This window comes from Pseudomonas sp. IAC-BECa141 (assembly GCF_020544405.1).
Lineage (GTDB): Bacteria > Pseudomonadota > Gammaproteobacteria > Pseudomonadales > Pseudomonadaceae > Aquipseudomonas.
On sequence record NZ_CP065410.1, the window covers coordinates 4,634,468 to 4,658,028 of the forward strand.

Sequence of the window (23,561 nt, forward strand, 5' to 3'; positions counted from 1 at the left end):
TTATAAATTCACAGTAAAAAAACGCCGGACACTGTGGGAGCGAGCTTGCTCGCGAAGGCGGTTCACTAGTCGACAAACAGGTTGTCTGACCCACCGCATTCGCGAGCAAGCTCGCTCCCACTTTGATTTGCCCGGCATCAAAATTGGGTTCGGCGCCTGAAAGCTCCAGGCGCCGAAGGATCTATCAGGCTTGCGTCAGTTTCGCTGCAGCACGTTCGAAACGATCCAGACCGGCGTCGATGTCCGCGTCTTCAACCACCAGGCTCGGGGCGAAACGGATCACGTCCGGGCCGGCCTGCAGAATCATCAGGCCTTCTTGTTCAGCGGCGTTGAAGATGTCCTTGGCCTTGCCTTTCCAGGCATCGCTCAGCACGCAACCGATCAGCAGACCGAGACCGCGCACCTGGGTGAACAGGCCGTACTTCTCGCCGATCTGTTGCAGGCGGGTCTTGAACTTGTCGTGCTTGGCGTTGACGCCGTTCAGCACCTCAGGGGTGTTGATCACGTCGATCACCGCTTCAGCCACGGCGCACGCCAACGGGTTGCCGCCGTAAGTGGTGCCGTGAGTGCCGACAACCAGATGCTTGGCCAGCGCTTCGGTGGTCAACATTGCGGCGATCGGGAAACCGCCGCCCAGGCTCTTGGCGCTGGTCAGGATGTCCGGAACCACGCCGAAATGCTGGTAGGCGAACAGGTTGCCGGTACGGCCCATGCCGGTCTGCACTTCGTCGAACACCAGCAGCGCGTTGTTCGCGTCGCACAGCTCACGGGCGCCTTGCAGGTACGCCTGCTCGGCCGGCAGCACGCCGCCCTCGCCCTGGATCGGTTCCAGAACGACCGCGCAGGTCTTGTCCGAAACAGCGGCTTTCAGCGCCGCCAGATCGTTGTACGGCACGTGGGTGATGCCGGTGATTTTCGGGCCGAAACCGTCGGAATACTTCGACTGGCCGCCGACGTTCACGGTGAACAGGGTGCGGCCGTGGAAGCTGTTGAGCGCGGCGATGATTTCGTACTTCTCGGTGCCGAAACGGTCGAACGCGACGCGACGGGCCAGCTTGAAGGCGGCCTCGTTGGCTTCAGCGCCGGAGTTGCAGAAGAACACGCGCTCGGCAAAGGTGGCGTCGATCAGCTTGTGCGCCAGGCGCAGGGCTGGTTCGTTGGTGAACACGTTGGACACGTGCCACAGCTTGTTCGCTTGCTCGGTCAAGGCACCGACCAGCGCCGGGTGCGCATGGCCCAATACGTTGACGGCGATACCGCCGGCGAAGTCGATCAGCTCGCGGCCGGCCTGATCCCAGACGCGGGAACCGGCGCCACGCACCGGAATGAAAGCGGCAGGCGCGTAGTTGGGAACCATAACCTGGTCGAAATCGGCGCGTTGTACCGCAGCGTGCTCAACGGACATCGGAGTCTCCTGATGAGGGCCACCCGCCTGAAACTGGCGAGCGATGGGGGGATTGTAAGGACAGTTTTGTGCCCGGCCTTGTCGCCAAGCGACAACTTCTTATAGCGCAAACCCCGGATTTTCCCGGGTTTACGGCAATGCGACATATAGCGTCGCAAAGGCGCAGTTTAAACTGCCGCCGGCCATTGCAGCAGGCCTGCGAGCATATCAATTGCGAAGGCGCTGCCTGTCATACATCTCTACCACCTGCCGATGGCCGGCTGCTGTTTTGCTTGGGCTCCATTTCGATGCTCAAGGACGCCAACAATGCCATCCAATACCGGGCACTTGCCCGCCCTTCCACTCACGCCCGGCGCGGCGGCACTCAACCCTCCGTCTCACTATGAACCGCTGGTCAAAGCGCTTCCCGAATGGCTGGGCAATGCCTCACCAGCCCGGCGCCTCGCCTTGAAGAACAACCGCCACCGCCTCCACCATGCCGTGAAGGCAGCCCCGCGAGAGCAGCACGATGCCCTCAGAACGCTCATTGTCGAGTACATGAAGGCGCAAAACGGTGTCGATCAGGTGCTCGATCGCGTTCAGGACGCCAGCACCTTCGCCGAACCGCTGCTGACCGAGGCGCTCAAATCAAGCTTCGGCGTTGACGTGAATGTCAGAGAAACCTTCCTGCACTTGTACATCCCCGTGACCGCTTCCGGCATTACCACCGGCACCCGGACATGGACGGTGTCTCTGCTCGACGCGGCCTTGCATAACTTCGAGACCGACGAAACCGTCGCCGACGCCTATGCCGCCGGCTCATCGTTCGTCACCCGACCCTCGGCAAGCGGGGCATACGAAACGCTGGCGCCCCTCAACATGAATCCGGGGATTGCCCCTTTCACCCGACTGTGCCGGGAACTGGACATCGGCAGCCGCTACAAAACCTATCTCGAAGAAAACCTGGCAGTGTCCAGTCCGGTGGCTGCCGCAGTCTTGCGCCACAAGATCAATGCGGCGCAAAAAGCCGCACTGCGCGCCGCCCTGAAACTGGCGCGGATGAAGGGCGATATCGACCACGCGCATCTGCATGCGATTGAACGCCTGCTCGATGGTGCCCACAACGTGCAAGTGAATGGCCAGCCGCTACTGTGCCAGGACCTGACGATGATGTCGGTCGAACTGACCGGGATTGTGCTGTTCGCACCCGACCTCGAACAGGTACGAACCGCGGCGCAAGTGGTGGCTTACATACCTGGCCACCCTGAACACCCGGTCAAGCAATACGCGTCTACAGCCCAACTGACAGAAGCGCTGATCCGGCAATTGCGCGAAGCGGCCTTCCAGCGATTCTTCAGCCGTTTTGTCGCCCACGATCAACGCGGGCAATTCTTCGGCCAGCTCAGGCAGCGCCTGAGTCAGGTGACCTATCACAAGCCGCAGGCCGGCGATTTATCGCCTCCCTGGCGCGAAACGCCAGTCGCAAGGCCGATTCTGCAAATTGCCGCTACGCCCATCGCCGGCGAACTCTGGGAACACCTCTATCAGCGCAAGTTGAACAAGATACTCAACGATGCCGCCGCGATCGCGATTTCCACTGCGACGGTTGATCGCAACGCTCGCTGGCAGCGCTGGGATGCACTGGTCAGTGTCGCCGAGTCGATCCTGGAAGCGGCCGCGTTCGTTGTTCTGCCGTTCGTGCCGTTTCTGGGTGAAATGATGATGGCGTACATCACTTACCAGTTGCTTGACGAAGTCTTCACGTTCGTTGTCGATCTGTCCGAAGGACTCACCACCGAAGCTTGCGAACACTTTTTTGCCGCACTGGAATCCATGATCCAGCTCGGTTCATTCGGAGTCGGAACCGGCATTGCCATGGCGGAACTCCCCAAAGTATTACCGCCCGAAGTGGTGGCGTTCATGGATCGCTTCCAGCCGGTGAAACTGCGCAATGGCAAGACCCTGTACTGGAAACCGGACCTGAAACCCTACGAGAGCCCATTGACCCCAGCGGCCGATTCCAGTCCCGACGCACAGGGTCTGCACCTGCTCGACGGAAAAAAACTGCTGCCTGCCGACCAGGCGCACTACACCGTCAGCGATCACGAACATCCCGGCAAGCTGCGCATCGAACACCCCACCGATCCGGATGCCTATCAGCCGATTGTGCGGCACAACGGCGAAGGTGCTTTTCATACCGAGCTGGAAAACCCGCTGCAATGGGACCGCGCCACGGTATTGCAACGTATCGGCCCACGCATGGAACCGTTTGCTGCGGCAAAGCGCGAGCGAATTCTGCAAGTCAGCGGTTACACCGAAGACGGGTTACGCAAAATGCACGTCAATCAGGAGCGAGTGCCACCCTTGCTGGCCGATACCATCGAGCGCTTCAAGATCGATCAGGACCTGCAGACCTTCATACAACAGCTCTCCAGCAACGACCCGACCGAGTACCGGATGGCCGATCCGTTGATTCAGCTGCAATTGCTCAACGAGCAGGGTTTGTGGCCTGCCAACCGGCGACTGCGCTTGCTCAACGCCCGGGGCGAAACCCTCTGGCAATCCTCAAGCGATGCGCAGCTTGCGCTGACAGACATTCACCAAGGCCAGCTGACCGACGGTGATCTGCTCAAGACCATGCTGGAATCGCTCAGCGAGTCCGAAAAAAACACGCTGCTCGACGAAGAATTCGGGCAGGTGCTTTCCATTGAATCCCGCACCCGGCGACTGCGCGCCAGACTCGCCGCAATCGCCGATCAACAGCGCCCGAACCTGTTCGAAAAACGCTATCAGTCACTTCAGCACCGCGAGGCTCCACTGATAAAGGCGGTGGCCCGGCATGTGCCGCAACTGCCCGTCAGAATTGCCGAAGAGCTCATAGACACCGCCACGGGCACCGAGCTGCTGCAACTGGGCGAAGGACAGTTTCCGCAGCGTCAGCAAGAGCTTTCCCAAACCGCCATGCACGAGCTGCGCATTACCCGCGCCTATGAGGGGCTGGAAATCGATTCGGTGCGTAATCCGGATTCCGAGATGCTGGCCCTGTACAGCCTGCAGCTGTTGCCCGGCTGGCCCGAGGGCCTGAGCCTGGAAGTCCGTGACCTGACATTTGCCGGAAACAGGCTCGATGGCACCGGCCCCATGGATGCAGCCATCAAGAAAATCCTGGTACGCCGGGCCGATGGCCTGTGGCAACCGTTCGATTCGGACGGATTGCAATTGCACGGTGCGACGGACTTTTACACCTGCGTGCTTCAAGCCTTGCCGGACGCCCAGCGTCAGGCGTTGAACCTGCAGATCGGCGAAGGAGCGAAACTCCACCAACTCATACGCGACAACCCGCTGCCCCGCTCCAACCTGCGTCTCACGCTGACCGACGCACCGGTGCCGACCCCGACACGCGACACCTTGCGCCTCCTGGGCACCGAGGGTTATTCACGCAATCGATCGACGGGCAGCTCGCCGCCTACCCTGGAAACACGCACAAGAGACATGTTTCCAGGGATCACCCGGGACGGCCTGCAAGCGATGGTGCAACACCTGCAAAATCTTCCGGGAAATCCGGTTGCCGAACTCTCGCGCCTGCGCCTCGAATACGCACGCCTGGAGAGCGACCTCGATCAATGGCGGTTCAGGGCCATGCGGACCGATCCTGCGACCGGCCGGGAACTGTCCCTCGCCCAGCGGGAAGCCGCAGAGCGCAATCGCCATTTGTTTGCCCGCACCCTGCTCAGTTGCTGGCGCCGGGAAACCCTGGACCGAATTGGCTATCGCCTGCAGTTCAACGAACCCCTGTTGGGCGATCTCCCGCAGCTGTCAGCCGATTACAGCCATGTCGTCAGCCTGGAACTGAGTGGCAGCGGAACGTCCTCAGGCATCGCAGCGTTCATCAGTCACTTTCCTGAACTGAGGCGCCTCGATCTGCGCAACTTCGACCTGCACGATCTGCCAACAGTTATCGCAAAGCCCTCCCTGCGCCAACTTCGGCTGCGCACATGCGGGATCGTACTGACCCCGGAAAACCAGGCACTGCTGGCCTCCCTTGATGAATTGATCGAACTGGACCTCAAGGACAACCCGCTGGGCACACGCCTTGATGTCACCCGCATGTCATCGCTGACCTACCTCAATCTCTCCCGCACCGCGATCGCCGAGATGCCTTTCGGGGTGATCGCCCACCCGAGGATCAGAAGCGCATGGTTGAGCGAAAACCTGATCACCTCTGTGCCTGATGCCCTGTTTGAACTCACGCCCGATGTCGGCGCCGGGTACGACCTCTCGGGCAACCCGCTCTCTGCGGCCACGCGCGAACACATCAAAAACTATTTCACCCGGACCGGACTCAATTTCGGCGTGCGTGCCGAGCAGGCTGATATAGCCCGAACCCGGGCGCTGTTTCCGGATATCGATGACGGCCAGGCCAGCAGCCTGATCTACAACCTGCCCGGCTCGCTGAATCAGGGTCGCCTGCAACTGACCGTGTGGGAAACGGAGCTGGCCACGCTGAACGCCGATCTGGCTTCATGGGCAAGAGATATTCCCGACCGCGATCCAATCAGTGGCACCACACTGGAGGCGAATGAGCGCTTTACCGAAATTGACGCCCGCGAAACTTTCGCCGGCAATCTGTTGCGCCTGTGGCGACACCGCTCAACCAGCCCTCCATACGTCAGAGCCGACGTCCTTTCGATACAGGCCGGTTTCAGGGGGATTTGCCGGTATTGAACGCCGATTTCAGCCATATCACTCAGCTGACTCTCAACGGCAACAAGGGGATTGGCGGCAACACGGCATTCCTGAGAAGTTTCCCCCGACTCAGACAGCTGATGCTGCGCAACGGCAAGATTGATCAGTTGCACACGATGCTCAATGGCCTGCCGATGATGGAGATACTGGTCATGGAAAACTACGGTGTGACGTTCACTGCCGAGTCGCTGACAGCGCTGGCCAGCATGCCTGGGCTCGAGTCACTGGAACTGCCCGGCAACACGCTGGGGCTGGCGCCCGACCTGCAAATGCTGAACTCACTGACCTATCTCGATCTGTCGCGCACCGGCCTTAGGGAAATACCGTCCGGTCTGATCGGCCACCCGAGACTCGAGACCGTTATTCTCAGCGAGAACCAGATCACCGAGTTGCCGGAAGGTTTGTTCGAAATACCGAATCAGGTCGCCGACGGCTATGACCTGTCGAACAACCCGCTGAATGCGGCCACCCGCGAACGTATCAAGCAACACCAGCGTGAAGCCGGCCAGGATTTCGCGGTGCTCGCCGACCGCGCAGATATCGAGTCCATCCAGCAACTGTTTTCCGACCTCGATGATCAAGATGCCAGCGACGTGTTCTACAGCTTGCCGGGGTCGATCGAGCATGGTCGCAGCCAGGTCAGGCACTGGCAGGCGGAACTACGTCAAATGAAAGACGAACTGCTGCAGTGGGAGGCGGCTGCGCCGAACATTCACCCGCTTACGGGACAGAGGCTGACCCCGTGGCAGATGTCGGCGATGCGTACCAGCCGGCGGGTTTTCACCCAACGTATTGAAGAACTGTGGCGCCACCGGTCTGCCGAAAAACCCACGGAGCGCGGCGATGTACTGATGGCCAGTCTGACCTTCATTGGAGACTTGCCTGAGCTGTCGGCCGACTTCAGTCATATTCTCGACCTGACGCTCGATGGCAATCCGAATCTGGGCAATATCGACGCGTTCCTCTCGGGCTTTCCCGGCCTGCGCCACCTGGAATTGCATGATTTCAGACTCGAGCACCTGCCACAGGCTTGCGAACGCATGCCTTTACTGGAGCGTCTGGTGCTGGAGTCCTGTGGGCTGAGCCTCACACCGCAAACCCAGGCCCGCCTCTCTTCAATGAGCCGATTGCAGTTCCTCAATCTCAGCCATAACCCGCTGGGTGCCACACCACAGTTGAATACATTGCCGGCACTGGCCCGCCTGCGTCTGGTAGACGCCGGGATCTCTGAGCTGCCGGACGGCCTGATCGAACACCCGACGCTGAAAATGGCTGACTTCGATCAAAACCGGATCAGCGAACCGCCCGACAGTCTTTACCAACGCTCGGCACTGTCGCCCAAGCAATTCACCTTGAGGGATAACCCTCTGTCCCCGGCCGCTCGCGACCGGATCAAGACCCACTACCAGCGCAATCGGCAGAACTTCGGGGTATCGATGCCACAGGCCGACATCGACCGTGTACGCGCACTGTTTCCAGCACTGGATGCCGAGCAAGCGAATCAGTTGCTCTATTGGTTGCCGGGAACAATGGATGAGGGACGTGCCCGGATCGGCCACTGGGAAACGGAGTGGCAGCAGATGAATGCGACTCTCGGAGAATGGGCCGCGGAAATTCCCGAACGACATCCATCCAGCGGCATACGACTTACCGATGAGGAAAAAGCCGCTGAGCGCGCCGGGCGTGATCAATATCGCCGCGACCTGCAAGCGTTCTGGCGCGAACGCTCGACAATCCGCCCCGAAGTTCGCTCGGACAGCCTGACTCTCAACCTGTCCTTGATCGGTGAATTGCCCCCACCGAGCGCAGACTTCAGCCACGTCACAGCGCTGTCGATAACCGGCACTGGCCGATTGCGCATCGGCGACAACTTCTTCAGCACGTTCACAGGGCTGAAGACTCTGGAATTGCGTGATTTGGGATTGCGGCAGATACCGGCCTCATTCAGGCAGATGTCAGCCATGGAAAGCCTGGTGCTGAGCAACTGCGCCTTGAAACTGGATGTCGAAGGTCGCGCCACTCTCGCCACGATGACAGGCCTGAAAAAACTCGATCTGTACAACAATCCGCTGGGGCTGGCACCGCACATTGATACCCTGCCGAATCTGGATTTTCTGGATCTGGCCAGCACCGGGTTGGACGAATTGCCTGCCGGGATAATCAATCATCCGACGCTGGGCATCGCCATTTTCAACAACAATCGCATCAGCGAAATTCCTGATGAGATTTTCAACTTGCCGGCAGAAAGCGGTGACGGCTACGACTTTGGCAAGAACCCCCTGAGCCCTGCGACTCGCGAGCGGGTCAAGGACTACTTCAGGCGTACCGGCAGTGATCTCGGCGTGCTTGCCGATGAGAGGGATCTCGCTCGGGTGCAAACCCTCTACCCCAGTCTGGATGATGAGCAGGCCAGCACCCTGTTTTATCGTTTGCCCGGCAGTCTGGCCGACGGTCGCAACGAACTGACACGTCTGGAAAAGGTACTGAGCGATCTCAACCGCAATCTCGCTCGCTGGATCAGCGACATTCCGCTCGATCCGCGCACCGGCGAGCCACTGTCCGAAACCGCGCGATCGCACCAGGAGCAACTGCGCTCACAGTTCGCCGAGGAACTGCTGACCTGCTGGCGCAAGGTTCCGCTGGAAGACTCGACCCTCGACGCTTACGCGTTCAACCATGCGATTAACTTCGCCGGAGACCTGCCGATACTGGGCACCGAATTTCCTCACGTACATGATCTGTATCTGACGGGCGACGGCCACTCGACGCGACTCGGGCATTTCCTTGAAGCGTTCCCCAATATCGACAGCCTGGCCATCCGGGCAATCCATCTGGGCGACATACCCAAGGACATTTACACCCTGAATCGACTGACAGCCCTGAGCCTTTCGGATTGCGGAATCAGCCTGACACCCGAATCTGTGGCGGCACTGGCAGGTATGGATAAGCTCGAGGTGCTCAACCTGAGCGACAATCCTCTGGGACTGACCCCCGACCTCAGCAACCTGCAGAGCCTGACCGAACTGGACCTGAGTCATACCGGCATCTCCGAAATCCCGAAAGGCGTGCTGGAAAACCTGCACTGGGGTGAGATTGACCTGTCCGGCAATGCCATTACCGAAGTGCCGGAAACCCTGATGGAAGTGCCCCCGACCATCGGTGACCGCTACGACCTGGGCGGCAACCCATTGTCGGCACAAAGCCTGGCGCGCATCCGCGCCTACTATGAGGAAACGGGTAACGACCTGAACGTCGCAGGCATTGACGGCACTCCACCACCACAGGTGAGGCCGGATATGGAAATAGAAGACTGATCGTGCTGCAGCCATGGCCGCTCGTGCCATGGCTGTATCGGCTATGGATCAACCGCGCTCGGGCGGCACCGACGACAGTTCGAAAGGACTGCTGCTGCGCCGCTGGTTGCGGTCTTCCCGTGGCGTGGCGCCGAAGAAGTTGCGATAGGCGCTGGAGAAATGCGGCCCCGAAGAGAACCCACAGGACAGGCCGATCTGGATGATCGACTTGCTGGTCTGCATCAACATCTGCCGGGCCTTGTTCAGGCGCAGTTCCAGGTAGTACTGGCTCGGCACACGGTTGAGGTATTGCTTGAAGATCCGCTCCAGCTGACGGCGGGATACGCACACATGCTGGGCTATTTCGTCGGTGGTCAGCGGCTCCTCAATGTTGGCTTCCATCAGCAGCACCGCCTGGGTGAGCTTCGGATGGCTGGAGCCGAGACGGTTCTGCAATGGAATGCGCTGACGCTCGCCGCCCTCGCGGATGCGCTCGACCACCAGTTCTTCGGAGACCGCACCGGCCAGCTCCGCACCGTGGTCACGGGCCAGCACAGCCAGCAGCAAATCGAGCACCGACATGCCGCCGCACGCGGTCAGGCGATCGCGATCCCAGTCGAACAGATGGCTGGTGGCGATGACTTTCGGGAAGCGTTCGGCGAAATCGTCCTGCCAGCGCCAGTGCACCGCCGCGCGGTAACCATCGAGCAGACCCAGTTGCGCCAGCGGGTACACACCGGCCGACAGACCACCGATCACACAACCGGCGCGCACCAGTTGCTTGAGCGCGCTGCTGAGTGCCGGCGCCAACGTCGTGGGAGGCTCATCGGCGAGCAGGAACAGTTTCTGGAAATTCTCGAGTTTGCCGGCCCAGGGTTCGCCGGGCAGTTGCCATTCACCTTCGGTCGGGGCTTCGGCCTGCAGGAATGACAACTCGTAAACCACGTCCGGATGCACACGCTGGGCGACACGCAAGGCCTCCTCTGCCAGCGCCAAAGTCAGAGCTTTAGTGCTGGGCCAAATCAGGAAACCAATTCGATGGGCAGTCATGGCGGGCGATCCGAAACGTAAACAGAGGGAAAAACCGAAATCGGCTGCAACCAAATTAGACCATCTGGCGCGCTGCGCAGCATGACCTAATTTGGTGCATAACGGGAGCGATTACTTGAGGCTGCCCGAGAGGAATTGTTGCAAACGTTCCGACTGCGGATTGACCAGCACTTCACGCGGGTTGCCGCTTTCTTCGACGACACCTTTGTGCAGGAACACCAGCTGGTTCGACACTTCACGGGCGAAGCCCATTTCGTGGGTTACCACCACCATGGTCCGGCCTTCCTGAGCGAGGGCCTGCATGACTTTCAGCACGTCGCCGACCAGTTCCGGGTCGAGGGCCGAAGTCGGTTCGTCGAACAGCATCACTTCCGGCTCCATCGCCAGCGCACGGGCGATCGCCACACGCTGCTGCTCGCCACCAGACATGTGCCCCGGGAACGCGTCTTTACGATGGGCCACGCCGACCTTGTTCAGGTAGTGCTCAGCTTTCTCGCGAGCTTCGGCCTTGGACACGCCAAGGACGTGAACCGGCGCTTCCATGATGTTTTCCAGCGCGGTCATGTGCGACCACAGGTTGAAGTGCTGGAACACCATCGACAGGCGCGAACGCATGCGTTGCAGCTGTTTCGGGTCAGCGGCTTTCAGCGCGCCGTCCTTGTTGGCGACCAGTTTCAGCTCTTCGTTGTTGAGCAGGATCTTGCCCGCGTGCGGCTGCTCGAGCAGGTTGATGCAGCGCAGGAAAGTACTTTTGCCGGAGCCACTGGAGCCGATGATGCTGATCACATCGCCGGCGGCCGCTTTCAGGGAAACGCCCTTGAGCACTTCGTGACTGCCATAGCGTTTATGCAGGTCTTGGACTTCAAGCTTGTACATGCGGTCGGTTCTCACAAAAACAGTCAGTCGTTGAGCAAAGGGCCGTCGCGCAGCGCATCGCGCCCCGCCACTTTGGCCAGCCAGAAACCGGGTTGGGCGTAACGCAGCCGCTCAATGGCAAACAGCACCCCGGACGTACCAGCACACACCGTGCTGACCCGATCCGACAGCGGATCGATCACTTCGAAAATCTTGTCACCGGCTTCAACCCACTCGCCGGGCTTGCGCAGGAAACTCACCACGCCCGGATGCGGCGGCAGAAGCAATTCAGTGCCCTCGAACGGCATGCCTTCGCACGGTTCGTGCGCCGCGCCCGGCCACTCGCCCCGGATCAGGCCTTGCTCGGCAAGGAACGCCAGAATGCCTTCGGCCCAGGCTTCAGCCTGTGCAGGCGTGGTGTCAGCCTGACCGCCCAGTTCGACAGTCGTCGCCAGGCACGCCAGCGGAATCTGTGCATCCGGGAACAGACGCGACAGACGCAGCCACGGCAGCGAACAGGCTTCGTCGAACGAGCTGCCGCCGGAATCTTCCGCCAGCAGGCCGACTTTCACATCCAGGTGCGCAGCGAGCGAACGCCACAGCGGCCAGTGCTGCGGCAAGGCATACATGTGCAGCGCGGCTTCACAGTCGCAATGCAGGTCCAGCACCACATCGGCGGTGGCGGCGTGTTGCAGCAGGATGCGCTGCATGCCTTGCAACTGGCTGCTGGCCTCGGGCAATGCGGCCAGATGATCGGCCATCGCCTGACGGATCAGACGGATGTTGGCGTGCGGGTCATCACCGAGATGTCCTTCCAGCCTGGCGGCCACGGGGGCGCTGAGCTCGACGAAATCACGGTTGAAATTCTTGCCGCTGCCAGCCTCGAAACGGCCCTGATGATTGCCTTGCAGCAACTGGCCAAGACCCAGCGGGTTGGCCACCGGCACCAGCTCGATGACGCCGTTGAGCAGGCCCTTGGCTTCGAGTTCGCCGAGGCGTTTTTTCAGTTCCCAGGCGGTGCGCATGCCGGGCAGTTCGTCAGCGTGGAGGCTGGCCTGGATGTAGGCCTTGCGCTCGCCGCTGCCGAATCGAAATACCGAAATCCGGCGCTCGCTGCCCAGGTGGCTCCACGGCAGAACGTGGTCGATGCGTTCCATATCAGTGCTTCCTCGGGGCCAGGTAGCTCAGCCAGCGACGCTCGGCCAGCTTGAACAGGCGCACCAGAATGAAGGTCAGGCACAGGTAGAACACGCCGGCGGTGATGTACGCCTCGAACGGCAGGTAAAACTGCGCGTTGACGGTACGGGCCGCGCCGGTGATGTCGATCAGGGTCACGATGGACGCCAGACTGGTGGTCTGCAGCATCATGATCACTTCGTTGCTGTACTGCGGCAGCGCCCGGCGCAGGGCCGACGGCAACAGAATGCGCTTGTACATCTTGACCCGCGACATGCCCATGGCCTTGGCCGCTTCGATCTCACCGTTCGGCGTGGCCTTCAGGCTGCCGGCGATGATTTCGGCGGTGTAGGCGCTGGTGTTGATCGCGAACGCCAGGCACGCACAGAACGTGGCGCTGGACAGCCACGGCCAGAGGAAGCTTTCACGCACCGCTTCGAACTGGGCCAGACCGTAGTAGATCAGGAACAGCTGAACCAGCATCGGCGTGCCGCGAATCACGTAGGTGTAGAGCCACGCCGCGCCGTTGACCACAGCGTTCTTGGATACCCGCATCAGCCCCAGCGGCAGCGCCGCGAGCAGACCGAAGAACAGCGACAGCGCGAGCAACTTGAGGGTGGTGACCAGACCGCCGAGGTACAGCGGCAGAGCCTCCCAAATGACGTTGTAGTCGAAGATCATAGATCAGCCGCCCTTACGCCTACCGAGTAGCGCTTCTCAAGGTGACGCAGCGCCAGCAACGAGACACTGGTGATCACCAGGTACATCGCCGCCACTGCGAGGAAGAAGGTGAAAGGCTCGCGGGTGGCGTCGGCCGCCTGCTTGGCCTTGAACATCATGTCTTGCAGACCGACCACGGAAATCAGCGCGGTGGCCTTGGTCAACACCAGCCAGTTGTTGGTGAAGCCCGGAATCGCCAGACGGATCATCTGCGGCACCAGCACCCGGAAGAACACCTGGAAGCTGCTCATGCCGTACGCCATGCCGGCTTCGGCCTGACCTTTGGGGATCGCCATGAACGCGCCGCGGAAGGTTTCCGACAGGTACGCACCAAAGATGAAACCGAGGGTGCCGATACCGGCGGCCAGCGGGTTCAGGTCGATGTAGTCGTCATAGCCGAGCATCGGCGCGACGCGGTTGAGCAGGTCCTGACCGCCGTAGAAGATCAGCAGGATCAGCACCAGGTCGGGAATCCCGCGAATCACCGTGGAATACAGATCGCCCAGCCACGCCAGCCAGCGCACCGGCGACAGGCGCAACGCGACGCCGATCAGCCCGAGAACGATGGCCAGGGCCATGGACGACAAGGCGAGCTGAAGCGTCAGCCAAGCGCCATCGAGGATGACAGCCCCGTAGCCTTTCAACATGATTCAGGTCCTCGAAAGTTGGGATGAAAAAATGGCGCAAACCGCAGAGATCCTGTTGCTTGCGCCATTTCGGACGGGTCGAGCGACGTCTTTACTTGCCGTAAATGTCGAAGTCGAAGTACTTGTCCTGGATTGCCTTGTACTTGCCGTTTTCGCGGATGGCCGCGATGGCAGTATTGATCTTGTCTTTCAGGGCGTCGCCCTTGCGTACCGCGATGCCTACGCCGTCGCCGAAGTATTTGACGTCGGTGAACGCCGGGCCGACGAACGCGAAGCCTTTGCCGGCGTCGGTTTTCAGGAAGCCGTCATTCAACAGCGTAGCGTCCGCCACGGTGCCGTCGAGGCGGCCGGCGGCCACGTCGAGGTAGATTTCGTTCTGCGAGCCATACGGCTTGATCTCGGCACCCAGCGGGGCCAGGACTTCGCGGGCGAAACGCTCGTGGATCGAACCACGCTGCACGCCGATGTTCTTGCCCTTGAGCTCGGCCAGACCTTCGCTGACCTGAGTGCCTTCCTTCATCACAAGGCGAGCCGGGGTGTTGTAGTACTTGTTGGTGAAGTCCACGGACTTCTTGCGGTCTTCAGTGATCGACATGGACGACAGGATCGCGTCGATCTTGCGCACTTTCAGTGCTGGGATCAGACCGTCGAACTCTTGCTCGACCCACTGGCACTTGACCTTCATTTCTTCGCACAGTGCGTTGCCGATGTCGTAGTCGAAACCGACGATGCTGCCGTCCGGCGCTTTGGAGGCGAATGGAGGGTAAGCCGCTTCGATACCGATTTTCAGAGGCTTTTCATCGGCGAATGTCGGCAGGGACAGCACGGACAGTGCCAGGGCGCCAAGCAGCACAAGTTTCTTCATCTTGGGACTCCATCGGTAAAGGGCAAAAACGGCAGAGTGAGCGACAGCCCAATATGCGAATGGGTGTAACGAAATCGATTGCTGCGTGCGTGGGACAGTTCCAGTCAAAACCGCGAAGGTTTCAACGCAAGCCACGACGAGCGAGTGATCGGCATTCTAACGACAGGCCCGAAGCCGATATTTCTTCAATGCGACAACTAATTACAGATGCACCGAGAAACCCGCCTGAGCACATTGACAGCCCTGCAATTTCATGCAAGAGCGAAAGACAGTGAACCGATCTATGCTGCAAATTGCGGGCCTATTATTCGCAAACCCTTCTAATCCGGCAAGCGCGGGGATGCGTCTTATTTTTCACCGGGGGTTTTGAGGCTCTAAAACGGGGCGATGCGTTTCCGGACGCCCCGTTGCGGAGCGGGCGGTTACACATTCAGTTACTTGAAGGCTGGCGGGTAACAGTGGGAATGGGCTGACGGAGCAATTCGATAATTATTGGCCGAAGATTCCCCACGCCCCGAACCCGGCCACACCCCGTAACTGATCGTTCCCACGCTCCGCGTGGGAATGCAGCCCGGGACGCTCTGCGTCCCAAGAGCGGACGCAGAGCGTCCAGGGAGGCGTTACCACGCGGACGGTTCGACGCCTCGACGTGGGAACGATCACGCCACAAATGAAAAAGCCCCGCCCGGCGCGATGCCGGGCGGGGCTTTTCAGCCTTCAGACCCGCCGCTTACGCGACGTTCATGGTCTTGTGCGTATCGATCAGGTGTTGCACCACACCCGGATCGGCCAAGGTGGAAATATCACCCAACCCTTCGTACTCGGCCGTGGCGATCTTGCGCAGGATGCGGCGCATGATCTTGCCCGAACGGGTCTTCGGCAGCCCCGGCGCCCACTGGATCACGTCCGGCGAAGCAATCGGACCGATCTCCTTGCGCACCCAGTTCTTCAGTTCCAGACGCAGCTGCTCACTCGGCTCTTCGCCGTTTTTCAGGGTGACGTAGACATAAATGCCCTGCCCCTTGATGTCGTGCGGCACACCGACCACCGCCGCTTCGGCGACTTTCGGGTGAGCGACCATCGCGCTTTCGATCTCGGCGGTGCCCATGCGGTGGCCGGACACGTTAAGCACGTCGTCCACGCGACCGGTGATCCAGTAGTAACCGTCGGCATCGCGACGGGCGCCGTCACCGGTGAAGTACATGCCACGGAAGGTCTTGAAGTAGGTGTCGACGAAACGGTCATGATCGCCGTACAGCGTGCGCGCCTGACCAGGCCACGAATCAAGAATCACCAGATTGCCTTCGGCCTCGCCCTCGATGATGTTGCCGAGGTTGTCCACCAGCGCCGGCACCACACCGAAGAACGGACGTGCTGCAGAACCCGGCTTCATTGCATGAGCGCCCGGCAGCGGGCTCATCATGTTGCCGCCGGTTTCGGTCTGCCACCAGGTATCGACGATCGGGCAACGGGACTTGCCGACGTTCTTGTAGTACCAGTCCCAGGCTTCCGGGTTGATCGGCTCGCCCACCGAACCCAGCAGACGCAGGCTGCTGCCGTCCGCGCCTTCAACAGCGGCGGTGCCGGAGGCCATCATCGCGCGGATCGCGGTCGGCGCGGTGTAGAGGATGTTGACCTTGTGCTTGTCGACGATCTTCGCCACCCGGGTGATGTCCGGATAGTTCGGCACACCTTCGAACAACAGCGTGGTCGCGCCGTTGGCCAGCGGGCCGTAGACGATGTAGGAGTGACCGGTGACCCAGCCCACGTCGGCGGTGCACCAGTAGATTTCGCCCGGACGGTAGTCAAACACGCGCTCGTGGGTCATGGCCGCGTACAACAGATAGCCACCAGTGGTGTGCTGAACGCCCTTCGGCTTGCCGGTGGAGCCGGAGGTATAAAGGATGAACAGCGCTTCTTCGGCGCCCATCTCTTTCGGCGCGCAGACGGTCCCCGCTACCTTCATCAGGTCTTCGTACCAGATGTCGCGGTGCTGGTTCCACTTGATGTCACCGCCGGTGCGCTTGCACACGATGACTTTCTGGATGCTGCTGGTTTCCGGGTTGGTCAGGGCGTCGTCGACGTTGGCCTTGAGGGAAATCTTCTTGCCGGCGCGGATGCCTTCGTCAGCGGTGATCACCACTTTCGAGCGGCAGTCGATGATGCGACCGGCCAGGGCTTCCGGCGAGAAACCGCCGAACACCACCGAGTGAATCGCACCGATCCGGGTGCAGGCCAGCATGGCGACCACGGCTTCGGGAATCATCGGCATATAAATGGTCACCACGTCGCCGCGGTGTACGTCCTGACCACGCAGGGCGTTGGCGAACTTGCACACTTGTTCGTGCAGTTCGCGGTAGGTGATGTTGCGGCTTTCGGAAGGATCGTCGCCTTCCCAGATGATGGCGACCTGATCGCCGCGCTCGGCCAGATGACGGTCGAGGCAGTTGTAGGAAACGTTCAGGGTGCCGTCGGCAAACCATTTGATGTCGACATGGTGATCGTCGAACGAAGTCTGTTTCACCGTGGTGAAAGGCTTGATCCAGTCGAGGCGCTTGGCTTGTTCGCGCCAGAAGCCGTCAGGGTTGACGACCGACTGTTGGTACATGGCTTTGTAGGTCGCCTCGTCGGTCAGCGTATTGGCCAGAACCTCGGGACGAACGGGATACAGGGAAGCCGCACTCATCTTTCCTACCTCGGTGTAATAGTTGTTTTTGTATGACCCTGTTGTAGCCGGGGCGCCCGTATAGAACCATTCGACGATGGTAGTAACAAGCCCCTACAAAACATCCAGAAATGCCCGGAACACCCCTGAAGCAAACGACGCAACCCTTGTGGGAGCTGGCTTGCGAGCGATTCAGACGACCCGGTTTCCCGAGAAAGCCGCAGCGGTGGTCACACGATATCCAGCGATTGTTACCAAATCTGCCAAAGGTGTTTATCAAAACCGGGTCTGTTTACCCCTACTCCGCCTCCCTAAAATTCACCTCGCCGACAAGGCAAAGCGATTAACAAGGTTACAGCCCCCACGAAGGCCGTTAATCCAGTTCTGAAGTAACAAAGCAAAACGATGAAGTTCCACACGCAACCCCAAAAAGGTTGCGTGACCCCACTCGACCTCAAGAAGGTAAATTTCAAATGAAAGCTTTATTGGTTCTGGCCCTCAGCAGTCTGTGCGCAACCGCCATGGCAGACGAGGTTCCGACTGATGTCGCACAGCAACAACCCGCCATCGAGGAATACACTTACTCCACTCACCTGGACATCGCCAAAGTTGTTTCCATGAGCGAAGTTCCAAATGTCTGCGAAGTAGTACCGATGAAAATGGAGTACGACGACTCCAAGGGTCAGCGTCACATCCTGCGTTACAGCATCATGGGCAACGGCTGCACCAATTGATGTTTTGAGACTGCACCGAATCGGATCGCTCAGCGCAACATCGAGGGTCGATTCCAGCCCGGCTTCGGTCGGGCTCAGTTGTGTTTGAAGCGACGCAAAAGGCTTGCAAAACACAAGATATAGTGAAAAACACGGTTTTTTGCTCGTTTTTTGAGCAATCAATCACACGCCAAAAAATTAATGAAAAAAAATTCTCCGGGGCCAATCCCGGCGAAAGCCCTGTAAACCCTCGCTCCGAACGAAATCACCTTCGCGCTCGACCACCCTGCGCTGTTTCGCCCTCCCCCACGCGGTTGTTTTTTTCCCTATAATGCCGCCCCATCGGGTCAGCAATATTCCCTTACAGGGATCAAAGCCATTCTGAAGCCCCGCAGCAGCGTCAACGCTGACTCGCGCCCGTCAGAGGCTCTCGGAAACCCGAAAAAAATTTTCTGTTTATTGCCTGCGTAGCACCGCTGCAAAAAACGACATCCAACGCGGCCTGTACGGCCGTGTGAAAAACCAACCCATCAGTTTTCACACGGGCACAGGCCCTCACGCAGGAGACGACACGTCATGCTGAGCTGGGACGAATTCGACAAAGAAGACAGTGAAGAAGCAGTAGTGAAAGGCGCCAACGCCGGCCACGCTAGCGAAGCCAACATGGACCGCCTCGACAGCGCCGGCGGTGCCGCCGCCCTCGAAGCCCGTGCCGTGACCGCCGAAGACTCGGCCGCCGTGGCCCGCGCCAAGGCTGCACTGGATTCCCTCGACGTCGCCGAAGGCCTCGCCGAACTCGAAGGCTCCGCCGCCCGTGTCGCCGTTGACGAAAAGCGCATGATCAACTGCCGCGCCGACCTCAACCAGCTCGTGCCATTCAAGTACGACTGGGCCTGGCAGAAATACCTGGACGGCTGCGCAAACCACTGGATGCCGCAAGAAGTCAACATGACCGCCGACATCGCCCTCTGGAAAAACCCGGAAGGCCTGACCGACGACGAGCGCCGCATCGTGATGCGCAACCTCGGCTTCTTCTCCACCGCCGACTCCCTGGTGGCCAACAACCTGGCCCTGGCCGTGTACCGCCTGATCACCAACCCGGAATGCCGCCAGTACATCCTGCGCCAGGCCTTCGAAGAGGCGATCCACACCCACGCCTACCAGTACTGCATCGAATCGCTGGGCATGGATGAAGGCGAGATCTTCAACATGTACCACGAGATCCCGTCGGTCGCGAAAAAAGCCGCCTGGGGCCTGAAATACACCCGCGCCATCTCCGACCCGGAATTCAACACCGGCACCGTCGAGACCGACAAAGAACTGCTGCGCAACCTGATCGCCTACTACTGCGTCCTGGAAGGCATCTTCTTCTACTGCGGCTTCACCCAGATCCTCTCCATGGGCCGCCGCAACAAAATGACCGGCGTCGCCGAGCAGTTCCAGTACATCCTGCGCGACGAATCCATGCACCTGAACTTCGGCATCGACGTGATCAACCAGATCAAAATCGAAAACCCGCACCTGTGGGATGCCGAAATGAAGGAAGAAGCCTCGCAGATGATTCTGCAAGGCACTCAGCTGGAAATCGAATACGCGCGTGACACTATGCCTCGCGGCGTACTGGGCATGAACGCAGCGATGATGGAGGACTACCTGAAGTTCATCGCTAACCGTCGCTTGTCGCAGATCGGTTTGAAGGAAGAGTACCCAGGGACTACCAACCCGTTCCCTTGGATGAGCGAGATTATGGACTTGAAGAAAGAGAAGAATTTCTTTGAGACTCGGGTTATTGAGTATCAGACTGGTGGGGCGTTGAGCTGGGATTGATTGATATCTTTATCCGATAACGAAACCCTAATAAAAGGGCTGCCATTAGGCAGCCCTTTTATTTTAGCGATTAATTTGATTCTAAATTTCGCTGCGCTCTTTCAGCACATCGCAACATTACACTATCAATTACAGTGTCCGGAAGCACTTCAAAAAGCACTCCTCCCGCGTCACGATTCACTTCAACCATAAATTTCTGAAACGCACGCCCAGTGGATGTAATCCACTGATTACTGCGTATTGCTCGCATCAAAGCTCTAATAATCGGTACTCTCGCAGCAGTATTTGGGCGCTCCACGAGGGCCATTCGAACATCTGCGTTTTTAAGGATAAGCTTGAGGGCACCTTCTGGATCTTCGGGATCGGCGATATTTGCAATATGCATATTCCACCATAACCTAGAAACCGCATTATCATCACGAACACCAGTGCGTCCTTTAGCAAAGAAATGTTTGAGAATATGATCTACTTGTTCTTCATCACTTCCCTTTAGAGGCCAACGCTCGCGAGCGTACTTTAGACACTCAAGATGTGCAAAGCGCACCCAAACTCTCTCCTCCATTGCTAAAGCCGGGGTCATTCCTTGGAGTGATTTATATACAGTGATAGAGCTTTCAAAATCAGACGAAGCTCCTTGGCCACCGCTCAAACTTGAAAGCCTGTCAGAATCAACAAACACCGAATCACTACTAATAGACCAACCATTACTAGAGGAAATATCAGAAAAACTTTCTGAACGATATAGTTCTAAATTCTTCACAACAGCGGACCTGAGCTCATACAAACTCGACTCAGATAAGTACTTAAGTTTTTCTGAGGCCATGTCATTACTCCTTGATTACTTTATCCAACTTAAGCGCTGGAAATTCAAGAAGCTTCTGAGCGCCTTCCAGTATTGAAACGCCCGATTCAAGAGCAACACCCTTAGCTCTGCATTTTTCCGTAAATGGGACAAACCATCGCCACGTATCATATGAGTGATCCCCCTGCAACCGATCGAGAACCTCCATAACCGCAGGTAAATAAATAGAATTTAAAACAACCGCCATTTCTCGCTGACGCAGGAGCTCAATAACAGAAAAAGTACTAGGAGAAACTAGTATAGAAATTCTGTCCCCTTCTAGATCCACACAAACCTCCCCCTCCCCAACTTCAGAAGAGTTATTTAATTCGAAGATACTTTCGATAGAGGCAAGCTTCGCCTGACCGACACTAATTTCAGACTCCGCTCCAATTGCTATAACATCCCCCAACCCCATGAAAAGCGGAGCTAAAAACTCCGAATGAAGCCCTTCCGGACTCCAGCCCTTCAACTCAGATGATAACCAGACTATTGGGCGCAAAGAAACCTTGTTAAGTAAACTCCCTGGAGCAAAATCAATATTACCGTCAGGATAAGAAAGTGTTCGAAGTTCGTTATAAAATGTATCACTACACTTTACAAGACAGCCTACTACTGCCTGACCGCTCGCCACCAAATGCGCTAAATCAAGATGAGTCAACACAATATTATGACGAAGAAAAAGAGCTCCCGTCTTCAAATTTTCAGAAACATCAAAATCAACAGAAAATGCGCCATTTAGGAAATCTCCCGTAAATGGGCTTAAAACAGGATGAGGGAACTTAGTAACGTCTGACAGTCTCATTCAGGGACCTCCATGCGTTCAGCATACGATGCCAGCACTTCTATTGGTCCCTCATAAGGCTCATCGAACGAAACCAAGATAGAATAGCGTTCACCATTAGAAACATCTACCATCACTCCCGCACCACTAACAACACCGACATCCACCGAATTTACAACAAGATTCACTGGCGAATTCAAACCAACAGCCTTTATGGCTAACTTAACTTTCCCGCTAACATCAGCACTAAAAAAATCCTACGTGAAATTCCTTTCTGCTTAGAATCCTCTATACGATTTCTAACATCCTTTAAGTCGATAAAAGCGTCACGTCCAAAACTTCCTTTTTCGCCCTCACCTCGCTCCTTTCCCTCCCCCTCTGTTGAGTTCTACCTCTACCTCCGCCCCCTCTCTGATGCCAACCTCCCGCATCACCGTGACCACCTAACTTTTCTTTATTTTCTTTACGCTTAGCTGAATATCTATAATTTTCCGGATCGTTTTCTCCGCTAGAGCTTGATGATTCGCCGCTCCGACTTTCGCCAGTAAAAAACTCTCCCAGCTCGTCAAGAATTACCGAAGATTGAGACTGAATTCCTGTAACGTCCTTTATAGTTTGGCGTAGTAAGTCACCTAGCTTCCGCAATGCCTTAACTGCAACGCCACGCTTAGCGCCATCATTAATTCGCTCAGCTGAAAATGCATCATGGGCAGGATTCTCGAGACTTTTCAAGAGTTTGCTGGCCGCATCATCTATGGGCTCAACTACTGCTACAAAGTCCCTAGAATTCTGAAACCTGGCTAGAGGCCGATCAAAGTAACGTAAATTATCTGTTATCAACATTCCGTTACGGACAAACCCAATTCGTCTCGGCAGTCCTTTATCGACCAGAATTCTGACGCGCATTTTCCCTAGATCTGGAACATCAAGAATGGTAATCGATGCATTCGCCGAAACCATGCATCTATAAAGTTCCCGTGCAAACTCCAAACCAGATCGGGCACCCGACTCCTCAGCAGCCTTAAGTACACTTACATCTGAAAGCATATTTTCAATAGTATTTGAGTTGATATTGATTCTTCCAGAATCAACCTCGAACACCATTGTCTTATCATGAACAGCTGCGAAAAAATTAGTTAGAAGCGAGGAGGCCATCCTTTCAGCCCAATCATCAGCATATCGGAACCCCAAGCTAAATATTGATGTCCCACGACTATCTCTCTGCATCCACTCTGGCACAGAATATTTTTCTGTTACAGCCTGAAATGACCTCCACCCCCAGTACCCTGTTGCCTTATATTGATTACCCTTAAAATCACAGTGAGAAATAAGCTTGACCTTACCTTGAGCGGCAAACTTTAGACTTTCGTCTTGCTCACACTGATAAATAGTCGAATAGAACACTGCTTGTAAATCTGATACGGCAAAGGAGGCATTCTTTCCGATTCCAAAAGAGCCTCCCGAGGTTTCGCTGTCCTTTATACTAACGCCAGAGCCCTTCAGCAAAGCATTAAATGGGGAATTCCGGGTACTTGGAGGCCCCAACAACCCCTTAGTATTAAAGTCAGCTATCCTCAGTATAGTCAGATTTGGTTTTTTAATCGTAAGCCTTGCATTATCAAAAAAATCTCGTTCCTTCTCACTGGATACTTGTTCAAAACAGCTATCAATGACACTCGACAGATAATCAATGGACGGAATTTCTTTCGCCGGAATGCTAAGAACATCGAAAGTTATTCTAACGGGCTTATCGTTATTAAGATTAGCATCTCTTGAGTTCTGACCAGCCTCACGCGCGCAACTACCATATGGTGCGTCGCGAAAGGTTTCTATTCCGGCATCACCAAGCCCCTCCTGTTCATCACCCGCATTTGGTAAAAACTCAAAAGCCGGCTTTGTCATATTTCTTCCTCCTGAAAAAATCAAACTCAAACGAAAAAAAAAAAAAAAAAAAATTTATAGATAAACAAATACCAAAACCATTAAATACCAAAA

The 23,561-nt window shown here is 57.3% G+C and carries 15 protein-coding genes; 4 read left to right on the forward strand and 11 right to left on the reverse strand.

The features are described 5' to 3' along the window. Positions 1-184: 184 nt before the first annotated feature. On the reverse strand, positions 185-1,405 hold the full coding sequence (locus I5961_RS21240) for an aspartate aminotransferase family protein (RefSeq protein ID WP_085697082.1): 1,221 nt from the start codon (positions 1,403-1,405) through the stop codon (positions 185-187). A 306-nt stretch (positions 1,406-1,711) separates the two neighbouring features. On the opposite strand from I5961_RS21240, the gene I5961_RS21245 reads away from it, so the two are divergent. Together I5961_RS21245 and I5961_RS21250 are read left to right on the forward strand one after the other, a co-directional pair. Beyond that, complete coding sequence (locus I5961_RS21245) at positions 1,712-6,109, forward strand: dermonecrotic toxin domain-containing protein (RefSeq protein WP_227233251.1); 4,398 nt, start codon at positions 1,712-1,714, stop codon at positions 6,107-6,109. After that, positions 6,106-9,444 (forward strand): leucine-rich repeat domain-containing protein, encoded by a 3,339-nt coding sequence (locus I5961_RS21250; RefSeq protein ID WP_227233252.1) that lies wholly within the window; start codon positions 6,106-6,108, stop codon positions 9,442-9,444. The genes I5961_RS21245 and I5961_RS21250 overlap by 4 nt, the downstream gene beginning before the upstream one ends. A 48-nt stretch (positions 9,445-9,492) precedes the next feature. Here the strand turns inward: I5961_RS21250 and argR are convergent, their stop codons facing one another. From argR to acs, 7 genes are all read right to left on the reverse strand, one after another. Further along, on the reverse strand, positions 9,493-10,473 hold the full coding sequence (argR, locus tag I5961_RS21255; RefSeq protein WP_085709719.1) for a transcriptional regulator ArgR: 981 nt from the start codon (positions 10,471-10,473) through the stop codon (positions 9,493-9,495). 111 nt (positions 10,474-10,584) lie between these two features. Then, positions 10,585-11,349, reverse strand: coding sequence for an ABC transporter ATP-binding protein (locus I5961_RS21260; protein WP_003227281.1), 765 nt, complete (start codon positions 11,347-11,349; stop codon positions 10,585-10,587). 23 nt (positions 11,350-11,372) lie between these two features. Next, on the reverse strand, positions 11,373-12,485 hold the full coding sequence (locus I5961_RS21265; protein WP_227233253.1) for a succinylglutamate desuccinylase/aspartoacylase family protein: 1,113 nt from the start codon (positions 12,483-12,485) through the stop codon (positions 11,373-11,375). A 1-nt stretch (position 12,486) separates the two neighbouring features. After that, positions 12,487-13,185 carry an ABC transporter permease gene (locus tag I5961_RS21270; protein WP_085697085.1) on the reverse strand — a complete coding sequence of 233 codons (699 nt, stop codon included), beginning with the start codon at positions 13,183-13,185 and terminating at the stop codon, positions 12,487-12,489. Continuing rightward, positions 13,182-13,871, reverse strand: a complete 690-nt coding sequence (locus I5961_RS21275; protein WP_007951063.1) for an ABC transporter permease — start codon at positions 13,869-13,871, stop codon at positions 13,182-13,184. Before I5961_RS21275 ends, I5961_RS21270 begins: the two co-directional genes overlap by 4 nt. A gap of 91 nt (positions 13,872-13,962) precedes the next feature. Continuing rightward, a complete protein-coding gene (locus I5961_RS21280; protein ID WP_064383630.1) occupies positions 13,963-14,736 on the reverse strand; it encodes an ABC transporter substrate-binding protein in 774 nt (257 codons plus the stop codon). A gap of 730 nt (positions 14,737-15,466) precedes the next feature. Beyond that, the gene (gene acs / locus I5961_RS21285) at positions 15,467-17,422 is read right to left on the reverse strand and encodes an acetate--CoA ligase (RefSeq protein WP_085697086.1); all 1,956 of its coding nucleotides are present in this window, start codon (positions 17,420-17,422) and stop codon (positions 15,467-15,469) included. 452 nt (positions 17,423-17,874) lie between these two features. Here acs and I5961_RS21290 point away from each other — a divergent pair, with 452 nt between their 5' ends. Further along, positions 17,875-18,135 (forward strand): DUF2790 domain-containing protein, encoded by a 261-nt coding sequence (locus tag I5961_RS21290; protein WP_085683611.1) that lies wholly within the window; start codon positions 17,875-17,877, stop codon positions 18,133-18,135. 555 nt (positions 18,136-18,690) lie between these two features. Further along, positions 18,691-19,941 carry a ribonucleotide-diphosphate reductase subunit beta gene (locus tag I5961_RS21295; RefSeq protein WP_085683612.1) on the forward strand — a complete coding sequence of 417 codons (1,251 nt, stop codon included), beginning with the start codon at positions 18,691-18,693 and terminating at the stop codon, positions 19,939-19,941. A 70-nt stretch (positions 19,942-20,011) separates the two neighbouring features. On the opposite strand, the gene I5961_RS21300 is transcribed toward I5961_RS21295, so the two are convergent. The 3 genes from I5961_RS21300 to I5961_RS21310 form a co-directional block, all read right to left on the reverse strand. Continuing rightward, the gene (locus I5961_RS21300) at positions 20,012-20,764 is read right to left on the reverse strand and encodes a DUF6339 family protein (RefSeq protein ID WP_227233255.1); all 753 of its coding nucleotides are present in this window, start codon (positions 20,762-20,764) and stop codon (positions 20,012-20,014) included. Between the two features lie 4 nt (positions 20,765-20,768). Next, positions 20,769-21,587, reverse strand: coding sequence for a hypothetical protein (locus I5961_RS21305; RefSeq protein WP_227233256.1), 819 nt, complete (start codon positions 21,585-21,587; stop codon positions 20,769-20,771). A gap of 288 nt (positions 21,588-21,875) precedes the next feature. Continuing rightward, positions 21,876-23,468: a hypothetical protein gene (locus I5961_RS21310; RefSeq protein WP_227233258.1), complete on the reverse strand. Its 1,593-nt coding sequence runs from the start codon at positions 23,466-23,468 to the stop codon at positions 21,876-21,878. Positions 23,469-23,561: the final 93 nt, after the last annotated feature.

Excerpts from the sequence above, each read along its gene's own strand:
- I5961_RS21275 (WP_007951063.1), bottom strand. The coding sequence starts at position 13,871 with ATGTTGAAAGGCTACGGGGCTGTCATCCTCGATGGCGCTTGGCTGACG.
- argR (WP_085709719.1), bottom strand. The coding sequence starts at position 10,473 with ATGACTGCCCATCGAATTGGTTTCCTGATTTGGCCCAGCACTAAAGCT.
- I5961_RS21260 (WP_003227281.1), bottom strand. The coding sequence starts at position 11,349 with ATGTACAAGCTTGAAGTCCAAGACCTGCATAAACGCTATGGCAGTCAC.
- I5961_RS21265 (WP_227233253.1), bottom strand. The coding sequence starts at position 12,485 with ATGGAACGCATCGACCACGTTCTGCCGTGGAGCCACCTGGGCAGCGAG.
- I5961_RS21245 (WP_227233251.1), top strand. The coding sequence starts at position 1,712 with ATGCCATCCAATACCGGGCACTTGCCCGCCCTTCCACTCACGCCCGGC.
- I5961_RS21295 (WP_085683612.1), top strand. The coding sequence starts at position 18,691 with ATGCTGAGCTGGGACGAATTCGACAAAGAAGACAGTGAAGAAGCAGTA.
- I5961_RS21300 (WP_227233255.1), bottom strand. The coding sequence starts at position 20,764 with ATGGCCTCAGAAAAACTTAAGTACTTATCTGAGTCGAGTTTGTATGAG.
- I5961_RS21305 (WP_227233256.1), bottom strand. The coding sequence starts at position 21,587 with ATGAGACTGTCAGACGTTACTAAGTTCCCTCATCCTGTTTTAAGCCCA.
- I5961_RS21290 (WP_085683611.1), top strand. The coding sequence starts at position 17,875 with ATGAAAGCTTTATTGGTTCTGGCCCTCAGCAGTCTGTGCGCAACCGCC.
- acs (WP_085697086.1), bottom strand. The coding sequence starts at position 17,422 with ATGAGTGCGGCTTCCCTGTATCCCGTTCGTCCCGAGGTTCTGGCCAAT.
- I5961_RS21240 (WP_085697082.1), bottom strand. The coding sequence starts at position 1,405 with ATGTCCGTTGAGCACGCTGCGGTACAACGCGCCGATTTCGACCAGGTT.
- I5961_RS21310 (WP_227233258.1), bottom strand. The coding sequence starts at position 23,468 with ATGACAAAGCCGGCTTTTGAGTTTTTACCAAATGCGGGTGATGAACAG.
- I5961_RS21270 (WP_085697085.1), bottom strand. The coding sequence starts at position 13,185 with ATGATCTTCGACTACAACGTCATTTGGGAGGCTCTGCCGCTGTACCTC.
- I5961_RS21280 (WP_064383630.1), bottom strand. The coding sequence starts at position 14,736 with ATGAAGAAACTTGTGCTGCTTGGCGCCCTGGCACTGTCCGTGCTGTCC.